This window comes from Luteipulveratus halotolerans, assembly GCF_001247745.1.
Classification (GTDB): Bacteria; Actinomycetota; Actinomycetes; order Actinomycetales; family Dermatophilaceae; genus Luteipulveratus; species Luteipulveratus halotolerans.
The window spans coordinates 1,999,472-2,012,696 of record NZ_LAIR01000002.1 but is presented as its reverse complement, the minus strand read 5'-3'; the positions used below and the strand labels follow the sequence as shown (position 1 = coordinate 2,012,696).

Annotated in this window: 15 protein-coding genes and 2 tRNA genes; 11 read left to right on the top strand and 6 right to left on the bottom strand. The window is 69.3% G+C overall.

Features of this window, described 5'->3' with window-relative positions; genetic code table 11:
• Nucleotides 1–50: 50 nt before the first annotated feature.
• Nucleotides 51–896 carry a sulfurtransferase gene (locus VV01_RS10175; protein WP_050669780.1) on the bottom strand — a complete coding sequence of 282 codons (846 nt, stop codon included), beginning with the start codon at nucleotides 894–896 and terminating at the stop codon, nucleotides 51–53.
• A 92-nt stretch (nucleotides 897–988) separates the two neighbouring features.
• Between VV01_RS10175 and VV01_RS10170 the strand changes: the two genes are divergently transcribed.
• The 8 genes from VV01_RS10170 to VV01_RS10135 all read left to right on the top strand — a co-directional run bounded on the left by VV01_RS10170 (nucleotide 989) and on the right by VV01_RS10135 (nucleotide 7,136).
• A complete protein-coding gene (locus VV01_RS10170) occupies nucleotides 989–1,264 on the top strand; it encodes a DUF2277 domain-containing protein (RefSeq protein WP_050669779.1) in 276 nt (91 codons plus the stop codon).
• 2 nt (nucleotides 1,265–1,266) lie between these two features.
• Nucleotides 1,267–1,689: a DUF3806 domain-containing protein gene (locus tag VV01_RS10165; RefSeq protein ID WP_050669778.1), complete on the top strand. Its 423-nt coding sequence runs from the start codon at nucleotides 1,267–1,269 to the stop codon at nucleotides 1,687–1,689.
• A complete protein-coding gene (locus tag VV01_RS10160) occupies nucleotides 1,686–2,174 on the top strand; it encodes a hypothetical protein (protein WP_231635204.1) in 489 nt (162 codons plus the stop codon). Before VV01_RS10165 ends, VV01_RS10160 begins: the two co-directional genes overlap by 4 nt.
• Nucleotides 2,171–3,412 (top strand): deoxyguanosinetriphosphate triphosphohydrolase, encoded by a 1,242-nt coding sequence (locus VV01_RS10155; RefSeq protein WP_050669777.1) that lies wholly within the window; start codon nucleotides 2,171–2,173, stop codon nucleotides 3,410–3,412. Before VV01_RS10160 ends, VV01_RS10155 begins: the two co-directional genes overlap by 4 nt.
• Before the next feature lie 10 nt (nucleotides 3,413–3,422).
• Nucleotides 3,423–4,442 carry an NAD(P)H-dependent flavin oxidoreductase gene (locus tag VV01_RS10150; RefSeq protein ID WP_231635203.1) on the top strand — a complete coding sequence of 340 codons (1,020 nt, stop codon included), beginning with the start codon at nucleotides 3,423–3,425 and terminating at the stop codon, nucleotides 4,440–4,442.
• Nucleotides 4,443–4,548: 106 nt separating this feature from the next.
• Entirely contained in the window at nucleotides 4,549–6,453 is a 1,905-nt protein-coding gene (gene dnaG, locus VV01_RS10145) for a DNA primase (protein WP_050669776.1), read from the top strand.
• Nucleotides 6,450–6,974, top strand: coding sequence for a hypothetical protein (locus tag VV01_RS10140; protein WP_050669775.1), 525 nt, complete (start codon nucleotides 6,450–6,452; stop codon nucleotides 6,972–6,974). The genes dnaG and VV01_RS10140 overlap by 4 nt, the downstream gene beginning before the upstream one ends.
• Nucleotides 6,975–7,063: 89 nt before the next feature.
• Nucleotides 7,064–7,136 (top strand) — tRNA-Asn (locus VV01_RS10135).
• Between the two features lie 56 nt (nucleotides 7,137–7,192).
• Here the strand turns inward: VV01_RS10135 and VV01_RS10130 are convergent.
• Nucleotides 7,193–8,341 carry a Fic family protein gene (locus tag VV01_RS10130; protein WP_050669774.1) on the bottom strand — a complete coding sequence of 383 codons (1,149 nt, stop codon included), beginning with the start codon at nucleotides 8,339–8,341 and terminating at the stop codon, nucleotides 7,193–7,195.
• Nucleotides 8,342–8,512: 171 nt separating this feature from the next.
• Here VV01_RS10130 and VV01_RS10125 point away from each other — a divergent pair, with 171 nt between their 5' ends.
• Nucleotides 8,513–9,178, top strand: coding sequence for an SH3 domain-containing protein (locus VV01_RS10125; RefSeq protein WP_050669773.1), 666 nt, complete (start codon nucleotides 8,513–8,515; stop codon nucleotides 9,176–9,178).
• On the top strand, nucleotides 9,127–9,435 hold the full coding sequence (locus tag VV01_RS10120) for a M15 family metallopeptidase (RefSeq protein ID WP_050669772.1): 309 nt from the start codon (nucleotides 9,127–9,129) through the stop codon (nucleotides 9,433–9,435). Before VV01_RS10125 ends, VV01_RS10120 begins: the two co-directional genes overlap by 52 nt.
• 109 nt (nucleotides 9,436–9,544) lie before the next feature.
• On the opposite strand, the gene VV01_RS10115 is transcribed toward VV01_RS10120, so the two are convergent.
• The 4 genes from VV01_RS10115 to VV01_RS10100 all read right to left on the bottom strand — a co-directional run bounded on the left by VV01_RS10115 (nucleotide 9,545) and on the right by VV01_RS10100 (nucleotide 12,834).
• Complete coding sequence (locus VV01_RS10115; RefSeq protein WP_050669771.1) at nucleotides 9,545–10,444, bottom strand: amino acid ABC transporter permease; 900 nt, start codon at nucleotides 10,442–10,444, stop codon at nucleotides 9,545–9,547.
• Nucleotides 10,441–11,106, bottom strand: a complete 666-nt coding sequence (locus VV01_RS10110) for an amino acid ABC transporter permease (RefSeq protein WP_050669770.1) — start codon at nucleotides 11,104–11,106, stop codon at nucleotides 10,441–10,443. Before VV01_RS10110 ends, VV01_RS10115 begins: the two co-directional genes overlap by 4 nt.
• A 77-nt stretch (nucleotides 11,107–11,183) precedes the next feature.
• Entirely contained in the window at nucleotides 11,184–12,005 is an 822-nt protein-coding gene (locus VV01_RS10105; protein ID WP_050669769.1) for a glutamate ABC transporter substrate-binding protein, read from the bottom strand.
• A gap of 25 nt (nucleotides 12,006–12,030) precedes the next feature.
• Nucleotides 12,031–12,834, bottom strand: a complete 804-nt coding sequence (locus VV01_RS10100) for an amino acid ABC transporter ATP-binding protein (RefSeq protein WP_050669768.1) — start codon at nucleotides 12,832–12,834, stop codon at nucleotides 12,031–12,033.
• A gap of 129 nt (nucleotides 12,835–12,963) precedes the next feature.
• Between VV01_RS10100 and VV01_RS10095 the strand changes: the two genes are divergently transcribed.
• Nucleotides 12,964–13,037 (top strand) — tRNA-Ile (locus VV01_RS10095).
• The last annotated feature ends 188 nt before the right edge of the window (nucleotides 13,038–13,225 follow it).

The following is a 13,225-nucleotide window of genomic DNA, read 5'->3' as shown; positions in this document are numbered from 1 at the left end:
TCAGATCGGATCTGCACGGCAAGCATGCGGACCGGGTCGGGCGAACGAGCTCAGGCGGGGCCGGCGACGGGGCGGTCGGGGTCGGTGATCCAGTGCGACCACGACCCGACGTAGACCGCGGTCTGCGAGCCCACGCCGGCGACCTCGAGGGCGAGCGCGGTGTGCATGGCCTGGACGCCCGATCCGCAGTAGACCCCGACCTCGGCATGCGGCTCGACACCGTGCGCGGTGAACCGCATCGCCAGGTCGTCGGGCGGCAGGAACCGGCCGTCCTCCTGCAGGTTGGCCAGCGCCGGTGCGCTCACCGCTCCGGGGATGTGTCCGGCCACCGGGTCGACGGTCTCGTTCTCGCCGCGGAAGCGGTCGGCCGGACGCGCGTCGAGCAGGATCGCGCGCTCGGCGTACTCGGCGGCACCGTCGGCGTCCAGGACGTCGAGCCCGGGCGGCGTCGCGACGAAGTTGCCACGTGACGGTGACACGGCCGCGTCGCTCACGGGCAGCCCGAGCGACTCCCACCGCGGGAACCCACCGTCGAGCACCTGGACGCACTCATGACCGCAGTACGTCAGCAGCCACCAGCAGCGGCTCGCGGGCAGCGAACGCCACCGGTCGTAGACCACGACGTGGCTCTCGTTGCTGACACCGGCCGCACGCATCGCGTCCTCGAACGTCGCGACGTCGGGCAGCGGATGGCGCCCACCCGCGCCCGGCTCACCGGACAGCGCCGTCTCGAAGTCGACCCACGCCGCCCCGGGAAGGTGCGCGGCGTCGTACGCCGGCCGCTGCGACTCGGCACCGAGCTGCCAGCTGACGTCGAGCAGCACGACGGGCTCGCCGTCCTCGAGGCGGGCCTGCAGTCTCTCGGCCGAGACGAGGGGGCTGGGAGTCGTCGCCATGCCGCGAGCCTAGGCCGCTGCGCCGCGACGCGGGAGGGCTGACCGGCCACGACCTGCTCACAGGTGTCGGGCAGGTGTGTCAGGCTCAGGTCATGTGCCGCAACATTCGTCCGCTGAACAACTTCGCGCCACCTGCGACCGACGACGAGGTGCACGACGCCGCGCTGCAGTACGTCCGCAAGATCAGCGGCGCGACCAAGCCCTCGCAGGCCAACCAGGAGGCGTTCGACCGCGCGGTCGCGGCTGTGACCGCGGCCAGCCGTGAGCTGATCGACGCGCTGGTGACGAGTGCGCCGCCCAAGGACCGGGCGGTCGAGGCAGCCAAGGCCAAGGCCCGGGCGGCCGAGCGCTACCGCACCGCCGGTTGAGCGTGACCGAGCAGGACATCCGCATCGCTCCGGTCGGGGACCACGAGCGGTCGGTGCTGCATGAGTGGCTCGACGACGCCCACCAGTGGGGCATCGACCTGGACGACCTCGCGTCGCTGGAGCGTGCCTACGAAGGCTACTTCGACAAGGTCCTCGCGACCGATCCCGACGACCGTGAGGACCCGACGGCGGTCTGCACGATGATCGGCCTCGCTCTGGGCGAGCACCTGGTGCGGCACAGCGCCTTGGAGTGGCGGGTCGTGACCGACCCCGAGGGCACCGATCTGGCCCTGTCGACACCGGCCGAGGACGCGATCCTCTACCCGGCCGACCCGGTCATGGACGCGTGGTCCGGTCAGCAGCGAGGGTGGCTGCAGGCCTGGGCGACCGAGCTGATCCGCGGCGTCAACGAGGTCCACCGGTGACGGTCTCCGCCCTCGCGGCGGACGCGCCCGTGACCACCGGTCAGCGGGTGCGCGAGATCGCCAACTGGGCCAACGGGTCGACGCTGCTCGGACTCGGCGTTGCCACCCTCGGCCACTGCGACATCCGTCGGGGGCCACGCGGGCTGTGGCTGGCCGACCACTACCGGTTCGGGTTCCCGGTGGCCGGGGCGTTCACCGTCGGCAACGTGCTCGTGACGGCGCACGACTGGCCCACACGCGTCGAGACCTATCCCGGCCTGCTCGCGCACGAGGAGCGGCACAGCTGGCAGTACGCCGTGTGCGGCGGCCTGCCGTTCATCCCGCTCTACGTCGCAGCGATGGGGTGGTCGGTCCTGCGGACGGGCAGCCGCGCCGCCCGCAACGTGTTCGAGCGTGACGCCGGTCTGGCTGCCGGGGGCTACGTCGACGCGCCACCACGGCCGGTCGGCGCCGCCGTACGATCACTCCTGGCCGGCCGCCGATGAACGACCCGTACGACGACCGCTCCCGGGAGCGGTGGGTCGGCGAAGACCCTGCGACCAAGCGAGCAGACCGCGACGACTTCGCGCGCGACCGGGCCCGGCTGCTGCACTCGGCCGCGCTGCGGCGCCTGTCGCAGAAGACGCAGATGCATCAGCCGACCGGCGACGACTTCGTCCGCAACCGGCTCACGCACTCACTCGAGGTCGCTCAGATCGGCCGCGAGTTCGGTGCCGCGCTCGGCTGCAACGCCGACGTGGTCGACACCGCGTGTCTCGCACACGACCTGGGACACCCGCCGTTCGGCCACAACGGCGAGACCGCGCTCGATGCCTTGACCGCCGAGATCGGTGGGTTCGAGGGCAACGCCCAGACGTTGCGGCTGCTGACCCGCCTCGAGGCCAAGCGCGCGCATGCCGACGGGCGTTCGGCCGGTCTCAACCTCACCCGCGCCAGCCTCGACGCGTCGATCAAGTATCCCTGGCGCCGTGGCGAAAGTCCCTCTCCCACAAGCAAGTTCGGCGTCTATGACGACGACGTCGACGTGTTCGAGTGGGTTCGCCTCGCGGCGCCTGCCGACCAGCCCGCGCGGTTGTGCGTCGAGGCGCAGGTCATGGACTGGTCCGACGACGTCGCCTACTCCGTGCACGACGTCGAGGACGCCGTCGCGGCGGGGATGGTCGACCTGAGGGCGTTGCGCTCGGCCCAGGCCGCGGCCGAGGTGGCCGAGGTGGCGCAGCGCCTCTACGACCCCGCGGCCGACGTCGACGACCTCACCGCGGCGCTGGCCCGAGCGCTCGAGGCGGGGCGGATGCCCTACGACCACGACAACACCCGTACGAGCCTGGCCGCGCTCAAGGACACGACCTCTCGCCTGATCGGGCACTTCGTGCACACGGTCGAGCGAGCGACCCGCGAGCGGCACGGCGCCGGTGCGCTGACCCGGCACGGCGCTGACGTGGTCGTCCCCGACGACGTGCGGCTGGAGTGCGTGATGCTCAAGGCGGTGGCGGCGAGGTTCGTGCTGCTGACCGACGACCGGCAACAGCTCCTGGCCGAGCAGCGTGACCTCGTCGGCCACCTGTTCGCGTCGTACCAGGATCAGCCCGAGCGGCTCGATCCGTTGTACGCCAAGGACTTCGAGGCCGCTGCGGGCGACGACGCCCGGCTGCGCGTGGTCGTCGACCAGATCGCCTCGCTCACCGACGGCCGTGCCATCGAGCTGGCCCGGGCGTGGTCCTAGGCTCGGGTGCGTGGACCTGACGCAGCTGCAGCACCCTGTCATCGCGGCGCCCATGGCGGGCGGCCCGTCGACGCCTGAGCTCGTCGCAGCGGTGGGGGAGGCGGGCGGCCTCGGGCACCTCGCCGCCGGCTACAAGACCGTCGACGACGTGCGCGACCAGATCGAGCGCACCCGCGCGTTGTCCGACCGCCCGTTCGGCGTCAACGTGTTCGTGCCGTCGGTGATGGAGCGTTCGCGTGACGAGGCCGACGTCGCCGCGTACAGGCGCAGCCTCCAGCCGCTGGCCGCCACTCTCGAGGTCGAGCTGCCGCAGCCGCGCTGGGACGACACCGACTCCTACGACGCCAAGATCGACCTGCTCGAAGAGCTGGTGGTCGACACGGTGAGCTTCACGTTCGGGTGCCCCGGCGCGGAGGTCGTACGCCGTCTGCGGGCGGTCGGCTCCCAGGTCGTCGTCACCGTGACCGATGCCGACGAGGCGCTGGCAGCCGTCCGCGAGGGAGCCGACGCCCTGTGCGTCCAGGGCAGCCAGGCGGGCGGACACCGCGGCACGCATCGGGTCGACTCCATCCCCAACGACCTGTCCTACGTCGACCTCCTGCGTGAGGTCCGCACGGTCACGACGGTGCCGCTCATCGCTGCCGGCGGGATCGCCAGCGCGGACGACGTCCGTCGTGCGATAGGGCTCGGGGCCGCCGCGGTCCAGGTGGGCACGGCGTTCCTGCTGTGCCCTGAGGCAGGCACCAGCGCGGCTCACCGGGCGGGTCTGGTCGAGCCGGCGCTCGACCGCACCGTCGTCACGCGAGCGTTCTCGGGCCGGCCCGCGAGGGGCCTGCGCAACGCGTTGGTCGACGCCCACGACGCGCACGCACCGTCGGTCTTCCCAGCGGTCGACCAGGTCACCAAGCCCCTCCGCGCCGCGGCCGCTGCGCTCGAGGACTTCCACCAGGTGAGCCTGTGGGCCGGCACGCGCTGGCAGCACGTCGAGGAGCAGCCGGCAGCAGACGTCGTACGAGCGCTCGCGCCGTAGGTCCACAGGTCGTGGTGCTCGACTCCCCAGGTCCACAGGCGGGTGCGGGCGGCGCCCGAGCGGCGGGGACGACGACCTAGACTCGACCGCACCGAAAGGAGGCACCGTGCCCGGTCGCATCAAGGCGGACGACATCGCCCTGGTCAAGGAGCGTGCCTCCCTCGAGGACGTCGTGCGTGAGCACGTGACGCTGCGCCCGGCCGGTGCCGGTTCGCTCAAGGGCCTGTGCCCGTTCCACGACGAGAAGACCCCGTCGTTCAACATCCGCCCGGCCGTCGGGGCTTTCCACTGCTTCGGCTGCGGGGAGGGCGGCGACGTCATCGAGTTCGTGATGAAGGTCGAGCACCTGTCCTTCTCCGAGGCCGTCGAGCGGCTGGCCGGCAAGGCGGGCATCGAGCTGCACTACGAGGACGGTCCGCGCCCCAAGGAGGAGTCGATCGGGCGGCGTTCGCGGCTCGTCGAGGCGCACCGCGTCGCGGCCGAGTTCTTCGCCGCGGCGCTGGTCGACTCGGGCGAGGGTGCGGTGGCCAGACGCTTTCTGCACGACCGCGGCTTCGACCGTCAGGCCGCCGAGCACTTCGGCGTGGGTTATGCCCCCAAGGGTTTCGACCACCTGGCCAATCACCTTCGTAGCAAAGGGTTCTCGGCCGACGAGATCGTCATCGGCGGCCTGGCCGGGCGAGGCCAGCGTGGCCTGCTCGACCGGTTCCGTGGCCGTCTCATCTGGCCGATCCGCGACATCACCGGTGACACGATCGGGTTCGGGGCGCGGCGGCTCTACGACGACGACCGCATCGAGGCCAAGTACCTCAACACCTCCGAGACGCCGATCTACAAGAAGACCCACGTGCTCTACGGCCTCGACCTGGCCAAGAAGTCCATTGCCAAGGAGCGCCGGGCGGTCATCGTCGAGGGCTACACCGACGTCATGGCCTGCCACCTCGCCGGCATCGACCAGGCGGTCGCGACCTGCGGCACGTCGTTCGGCGTCGACCACATCAAGACGCTGCGGCGCATCATGCGCGACGAGGCCGACCAGGACTCCGCCCGTGTCGTGTTCACCTTCGACGGTGACGCCGCCGGCCAGGCCGCCGCGATGAAGGCGTTCAAGGAGGACCAGCGCTGGGCTTCGCAGTCGTTCGTCGCGGTCGCGCCTGGCGGCCAGGACCCGTGCGATCTGCGCAAGTCGGCCGGTGATGCGGCCGTCGCGCACCTCATCGAGGACGCGGTCCCGATGTTCGAGTTCGCGGTCCGTACGACGATCGCGCGGTTCGACCTCGACCACGCCGAGTCCCGGGTGCGGGCGATGCGCGCGGTCGCGCCGATCATCGCCGAGATCCGCGACAAGGCGTTGCGTCCGATGTACACCCGCGATGTCGCGGGCTGGCTCGGCGTCGACGTCGAGCAGCTGTCCGCCGAGGTCACTCGCGCGGCACGTGCGCCCAAGCCGGACCCGGCCGCACGTCGTACCGCACCTGAGTCGACCCCGGCGGCGGCCGAGGAGGTCGCGCCCGCGTACGGCCATCCCGACCTGCGCGACCCGATCGTCGCGCTCGAGCGGCAGCTGCTGCAGTCCCTGCTGCAGTTCCCGTCCGCGTTCGCGTCGGAGGACCTCAAGACCATTGAGCCCGAAGGCTTCTCGGCGCCTGCGCATCGTGCGGTCTACGACGGCATGATCACTGCTGGCGGGCTGTCACCCGAGCGGTCGGTCGCCGGTTGGGTCGATGCCGTGGCCGAGGCCGTGCCGAGCGTGGTCGCCCCGCTGGTGCGGGAGCTGTCGGTCGCACCCCTGCCGACCCGGCTCAACGAGTCGTCCGGCCGTCCCGACGACCGCTACCTCGGCTCGCTCGTGGCACGGGTGCAAGAGGTGGGGCTCAACCGGCAGATCAGCGACGCGATGAGCACGCTGCGTCGCCTCGACGGCTCCGACGCCGATCGGGCGCGCGCCGTCTCGCACGAGCTGCAGGCGTTGCAGGTCCGTCTTGCCGAGCTACGGGCGGCGATGACGTGAGGCTCCCCGGCGTCCGGCGTACTCCTCGGCTGTCCGACGAGGCGACCGCTGCTCTCGACCTCGCGCGCGGCGAGCGTGTGATCGCGTTCGCGGTCGACGACAACACCGGCGCGAGCGTGGTCGCGACGACCTGGCACCTGGCTGCTGTGTCGTCGGCGCACACGCTGCTGCTCAGGCGTCCGTGGCACGAGGTCGGCGCCGGGCAGTGGAGCGCCGACACCTGGACCCTGTCGGTCACCTGGACCGACCGCACGCAGGCCACGCAGTGGACGTTCGCGCAGCAGGACCTGCGTCTGATGCAGGCGTTCCGGGAGCGGGTCGAGGCCACCGTCGTCGTCACGGAGCCGCTCGGACTGACCGGTGCGCGGCGTTCCGGACGGGTCGTCCTCCGCAAGGATCTCGCGACGCAAGAGCTGTTCGTGCAGACCGTCCTGGGGCGCGGCACGCCTGCGGACGACCCCGACGTGCAGGCCGCGGCACAGCGCGTCGGCGCCCGGCTGAAGGAGCAGGTCGGCCTGTGACGGCGCGCTCGTGCGGGGGTCCGGGCTCGGTTTCATGAGTGGGCCGACCCTTTGCTACAGTTGCCGTCGCGCCTCAGCGAGACGCACCTTCCCCTGTAGCTCAACTGGCAGAGCATTCGGCTGTTAACCGGAGGGTTGTTGGTTCGAGTCCAACCGGGGGAGCCCCACAGAAAGCCCTTGACGCGAGTGATCGCGCCAAGGGCTTTCTCATGTCCTCATCACACCTGAAGGATCCCGAGCACGTCGTCGGCCTGATAGAGGTTGGCGCGTCGCAGGCGACCGCCGGCCGGCGTCAGGATGCCCACCTCCACGAGGGCGTTGGTCGTGGTGTGAGCAGCCATCTTGGTGATGCCCAGCTCCTGTTGCAGGTGCGACGCGGTGACGACCGGTTGCTGGATGAGCACATCGAGCGCGCGGTGCACCGAGGAGTCGCTGCGGAACCGCGACACCGACTCGGCCCACGAGCTCTGGACGTGCTCCACCCGCTCGGTGAAGTCCTGGGCGATCTCCACGGACCGGTTGACCAGGTCGAGCATGGTCTCGACGTAGGCCGAGACCCCCTGCGCGGCGCCGACGCTGTCGTCGTACCTGTACGACGTCAGCGCGTCGACGTAGGTCCGCAGGTCCGAGGTGAGCGCGAGGGACAGCGGCAGCACGCCGCCCGTGACCGTGCCCGCCCGGTGCAGGACGCCGTGGAACAGCGCCCGCCCGACTCGACCGTTGCCGTCGACATAGGGGTGAATCGTCTCGAACTGAGCGTGTGCCAGGACCGCAGTGAGTAGCGGAGAGTCGCCACCGCGGTTGACGTAACCCAGCAGGTCGTCCATCAAGGCGGCCACCGTGCTGTGAGGCGGGGGCACGAACTGGGCGTTCAGGGCCGAGCTGCCACCGATGAACACCTGCTCCGTGCGGTATCCGCCGGCGGCGATCGCGGGGAGTAACGTCCGGTGGATCCGGTGGATGTCGGCGTGCTGCCACACGCCGTCGAGCCCTTCGATGGCTGCGGTCATGGCGTCGATGTTGCGGGCCACGCGTCGGCCGGTGGGAGTGGCCCGGTCGTGGTCGAGACGAGCGAGCATGATGTTGCGGGGCGTCTCGCGCTCACCTTCGACCCAGGACGAGGCGATGCTCTCGGACCGGATCAGGGTCGCGTACAGCAGCGGCAGTGGCCGTGCACGCAACCGCTCACCGAGGACGGCCACAGTGCTCGCAGTGTCGGCCGCGTACTCGAGGACAGCACGGCTGAGAACATCCCGCGCGGAGATCATCGGATCCGGGTGATAGCGCAGGTACGCCCCGCCGCGACGCTCCCTGCTGGTCACGCCCGAGTAGTCGGGGTCGACGTGGACGCGCTCCCATCGAGCCATGGCGTCCTCCGATCAAGAGTAAAGGCTATGCCGTTAGCCTATACCAAGAGACCTGCGCGCAGAGCTGCCCGACAGGCCTTGACGTGCTTGACCGCATCGGGGACGTCCGCAGGTCTGCGGCTGGCTCGCGCGTCCCTACGCTCGACTGCACCTGTTGGAGGGAGCCGGCCGATGCGATCACGCCAGGTCGGACGAGCCGTCGTCCTGCTCGTCATCCTCACCCTGGCCGCGCCGTCCGCGCGCGCCTCGAGCATCGAGCCCGTCAACCGGTGGGTGAGCGCGACGGCCGCGAACGTCCGCACGGGGCCGAGCACGTCGTACGGCGTCGTCGGCACCGTCGCCCGCGGCACCCAGGTGACGGGGGAGGTGAGCGGCTCGTGGCTGCGCATCACGAGCTACAGCTATCGCGGGCGCTACATCGCCCTGAGCACGCTGGCGAGCATGCCCGTGCAGGTGACCTGGTACGTCGCGGCGCGCGACTACCAGGTCGTCGTGCGCGCATCGCCGAGCACCTCCGCCGGCGTCGTACGACGGCTGTCGGGCGGAGCTGCGGTCAGCGGTCGCAGTGCCGGTGCGTGGTTCGTGCTCGCCGGGGGCGGCTACGTCAGTACGGCGGTGCTCGCGCCGACCTCCGACCTCACGGCGGTCAACGGTCGGATGCCGCAGGAGTCGCTGTGCCCACTCCCGCTCGCGCGCAACTCGCCGTGGGTAGGGGAGCCGGGGTACGACCCGAGCCGGGTGCGCTTTCTGCCCTGCCCTGCCCGGCCGCGGCGAGCCTGCAGGCGATGGACGCGGCGTTCGTCCGCGACACCGGCACCCATCTGGTGCAGGACCTGACCTACCGCGACTACGCCGAGCAGGTCTACTGGTACGACGTGCTCGGGTATCCGCGTGCGGCTGCGCCCGGGACCTCCAACCACGGCTTCGGCACGGCGATCGACGTCTGGGAGAGCTCGTCCTCGCCGTTTCGGTTCGAGCAGGCGGGTGATGCGTGGCTGACTGGGCACGGCGCGGCGTACGGCTGGGACCGGCCCGCGTTCATGGATGCCGGCGGCTCGAACCCTGAGTACTGGCACTACAACTACACGGGCTGAGTACGACGTAGGCCGCCGTCCTGCGGTGTGATGCGACACGAGAATGGGATGGGACTGGTCAGCGTGCTGACCAGTCCCATCCCATGTGGCGCGCGGGCTGCGGCTCCGCTCAGCCGGCCACAGTGTTGGCGTTCATATCGGGGCCGCCGACCGGCCCGCCGGGGCCGACTCCGGTGTCCGGTCCCGTGACCGCGGAACGGCCACGTCGTGCAATGCGCCGCTCGATCCACTGAGCGATCTTGGTCAGGGTGTAGTTGATGATGATGTAGATCACCGCGATGACCAGGATGACCGGCACGAGGTTGCTGTAGTTGCTTGCCGCGTCATTGCTGGAGTAGAGCAGCTCGGCGTAGAGCACGTTGTAGCCGAGCGCGGTGTCCTTCAGCACGACGACCAGCTGGCTGACCAGGCTCGGCAGCATCGCGGTGACGGCCTGAGGCAGCATGATCGAACGAAGCGTCTGGGCCTCGGTGAGACCGACCGACAGCCCAGCCTCACCCTGACCCTTCGGGAGCTGGTCGACGCCAGAACGAATGACCTCGCAGATCACCGATCCGTTGTAGAGAGCGAGCCCGGTCACGACGGCTGCGAGCGGCGCCTGCTCGGAGGGCACCACGTTGTACTTCACGTACATACCGAACGAGAAGATCATCATGAGCAGCACAGGCACAGCTCTGAAGAACTCGACGATGACCGAGGCGATCCAGCGAATCGGCTTGACCGTTGACAGGCGACCCAGCGCGAGCAGTCCACCAAGGACGCAAGCGAGGACGATGCTGATTGCGGCCGCCTTCAGCGTTCCCATGAGGCCAGGGACCAGGTAGGAGTTCCAGATCTCTCCGTGGACGAAAGGTGTCCACTTCGAGGACTCGAACTGGCCCTGCTGCTGGAACTTCCAGACCACGAGGCCGATGATGGCCGCGAGCAGGAGGAGCCCAACGGCACCGAGCACGCGGTGCCTCATCCGGGCCTTCGGGCCCGGTGCGTCGAACAGGACGCCGGCACTCATCGCTTCACCGCCAGTCGCTTCGACGCGCGGCCGGTGAGCAGGCCGATCGGAACGGTGAGCAGCACGAAGAAGAGCGCCGCGAGCAGGAACATGTTGGTGAGCTGGTCGGAGGCATCCTCGTTGACCTTGTTCATCAGGTAGGCGGTCTCGGCGACGCCGATGGTGACGACCACGGTGGTGTTCTTGGCGAGCGCGATGAGCGTGTTTCCGAGCGGAGTGATGGCACCCCGGAACGCCTGCGGGAGCACGACCTCGCGCAGGGTCTGCCCGAACGTGAGACCGATGGAGCGCGCTGCCTCAGCCTGTCCGAGCGGGATGGTGTTGACCCCGGACCGGAGTGCCTCGCACACGAACGCCGCGTGATAGATCGACAGTCCGACGACAGCGAACCGGAATGCGTTGACGGGCAGCTGGGACGACAGCTCGACCCCGAGGGTCTGCCACAGTCCGAGGAGCGAGAAGAAGACGATCAAGGTGAGTGGTGTGTTGCGGAAGATGTTGACGTACGACGTGCCCAAGAACCGCAGGACCGGGACGGGCGAGACCCGCATGATCGCCACGACGGTGCCGATCAGCAGGGAGAAGACGGCGGAAAGCGCCGTCAGCTTGATCGTCATCCAGAACGCGCCCCAGACGTCGAACTGGTCGAACAAGGAAGACATGAGCCTCCTTCAGGTCAGATGAGACGAACGGACCCGGGCCGGCGTCGTTGTCAGTCGCCGGCCCGGGTCGTGATCCGTCAGGAGCAGGTGTCCTGCTTCGGCGGGTTCTTGGCGGCGTCGAGCTTGTAGTCGGCGCCGAGGTTGTCGGTGACGGCCTTCTTCCACGAGCCGTCGGCGACCATCTTGGCGAGTGCGGAGTTGATCTTCTCGCAGGTCGCCTTGTCGCCCTTCTTGATGCCGATGCCGTAGATCTCGTCGCCACCGACGCCGGGCACGACCTCGAGCTTGCCCTTGTAGGTGTCCTGGTTGGCGTAGCCGGACAGGATCGTGTCGTCCGTCGTCTCGGCGTCGATCCGGCCCGCGACAAGAGCCTCGGTGCACTTGGAGTAGGTGTCGAACTCCTGCAGGTTGACGCCGGGGACCTTGGCCTTGAGCTTGGTGGCCGAGGTGGAGCCCGACACCGAGCAGAGCTTCTTGCCCTGAAGGCCCTGCAGGTTGGTGATCCCACTGCCCTTCTTGACCAGAAGAGCCTGCTGCGCGATGAAGTACGGGCCCGCGAACGAGACCTCCTTCTTGCGCGCGTCGGTGATCGAGTACGACGCGACGACCATCTTGACCTGGCCGGACTTGATCAGCTGCTCACGCTGCTTGGACGGCGCAGCCTTCCAGTTGATCTTGTCCTCGCTGTAGCCGAGCTCCTTGGCGACGTACTTGGCGACGTCGACGTCGAGACCGGAGTACTTGTCACCCTGCTTCAGGCCGATGCCGGGCTGGTCGAACTTGATGCCGATGTCGATCTTGCCGCCGGAGCCGCTGCCGCTGTCGTCGCCGCCACAAGCGCTGAGCCCGAGGGCCGCGACAGCGACGATCGCGACGCCGCCCATCTTCCGAATCTGCATGTCTTTCCTCCTGGTTGGGTCGAGCTCAGTGCGTGAGGATCTTGCCGAGGAAGTCCTTGGCGCGATCCGTCTTGGGGTGGTTGAAGAACTCCTGCGGCGTGCCCTGCTCGAGGATCGCGCCGTCCGCCATGAACACGACTCGGTCGGCCGCCTTGTTGGCGAAGCCCATCTCGTGCGTGACGACGACCATGGTCATGCCCTCCTTGGCGAGGGAGGTCATGACGTCCAGGACCTCGGTGATCATCTCCGGGTCGAGGGCCGAGGTCGGCTCGTCGAAGAGCATCACCTTGGGGTCCATGGCGAGGGATCGCGCGATCGCGACGCGCTGCTGCTGACCACCGGACAGCTGAGCGGGGTACTTCGAGGCCTGGTGGTCGACGCCGACGCGGGCCAGCAGCTCCATGGCGCGCTTCTCGGCCTCGGCCTTGGACTGCTTGCGGACCTTGATCGGGCCGAGCGTGACGTTCTCGAGGATCGTCTTGTGCGCGAACAGGTTGAACGACTGGAACACCATGCCGACGTCGGCGCGCAGCTTGGCGAGCTCGGCCCCCTCCTCAGGGAGCGGCTTGCCGTCGATCGAGATCGAGCCCGACTCGTACGTCTCGAGGCGGTTGATGGTGCGGCACAGCGTGGACTTGCCGGAGCCGGACGGGCCGATCACGATCACGACCTCGCCGCGGTGCACGGTGAGGTCGATGTCCTTCAGGACGTGCAGGTCGCCGAAGTGCTTGTTGACGCCGGACAGCACCACGAGGGGTTCGCCGGGCGCAACCTGGGCGCGGGAACCGGCATCCTCGTCCGCGGGCACGGCAGCAGAGGGGTCAGTCATGGGAAGGACCCTATAGTCCGGCATGCGGACTGCGTGTACGGGTTGGCGCGCTGTGACCGTACTGATGCACAAATCTACGCGCCGGATACCCTCGCACGGTGCACCGGCCCCTGGGCCGTGGTGCGCCGAGGGGCGGTAGCTCAGCCGGTCAGAGCAGCGGACTCATAATCCGTCGGTCGTGGGTTCAAGCCCCACCCGCCCTACTTCAGTGCACGAAGCGCCTCGTCGACCTCGTGATGGCTGTCCGAACGCTGCCGCAACGCTCGCTGCGACGACACCTGACGTCCGTGCTGGCCGACTCACATACCCATGTCTGTCCCCGGGCGTACGCTGCCGCCATCAGGTCGTGGACCAGACGGCAAGGGGACATGATGGACCGCACGATCGTCGC

Bases quoted from the DNA above. Each gene is read 5' to 3' on its own strand.
- VV01_RS10175 (WP_050669780.1), bottom strand. From the start codon at position 896: ATGGCGACGACTCCCAGCCCCCTCGTCTCGGCCGAGAGACTGCAGGCC.
- VV01_RS10170 (WP_050669779.1), top strand. From the start codon at position 989: ATGTGCCGCAACATTCGTCCGCTGAACAACTTCGCGCCACCTGCGACC.
- VV01_RS10155 (WP_050669777.1), top strand. From the start codon at position 2,171: ATGAACGACCCGTACGACGACCGCTCCCGGGAGCGGTGGGTCGGCGAA.
- VV01_RS10130 (WP_050669774.1), bottom strand. From the start codon at position 8,341: ATGGCTCGATGGGAGCGCGTCCACGTCGACCCCGACTACTCGGGCGTG.
- VV01_RS10125 (WP_050669773.1), top strand. From the start codon at position 8,513: ATGCGATCACGCCAGGTCGGACGAGCCGTCGTCCTGCTCGTCATCCTC.
- VV01_RS10120 (WP_050669772.1), top strand. From the start codon at position 9,127: ATGGACGCGGCGTTCGTCCGCGACACCGGCACCCATCTGGTGCAGGAC.
- VV01_RS10115 (WP_050669771.1), bottom strand. From the start codon at position 10,444: ATGAGTGCCGGCGTCCTGTTCGACGCACCGGGCCCGAAGGCCCGGATG.
- VV01_RS10110 (WP_050669770.1), bottom strand. From the start codon at position 11,106: ATGTCTTCCTTGTTCGACCAGTTCGACGTCTGGGGCGCGTTCTGGATG.
- VV01_RS10105 (WP_050669769.1), bottom strand. From the start codon at position 12,005: ATGCAGATTCGGAAGATGGGCGGCGTCGCGATCGTCGCTGTCGCGGCC.
- VV01_RS10100 (WP_050669768.1), bottom strand. From the start codon at position 12,834: ATGACTGACCCCTCTGCTGCCGTGCCCGCGGACGAGGATGCCGGTTCC.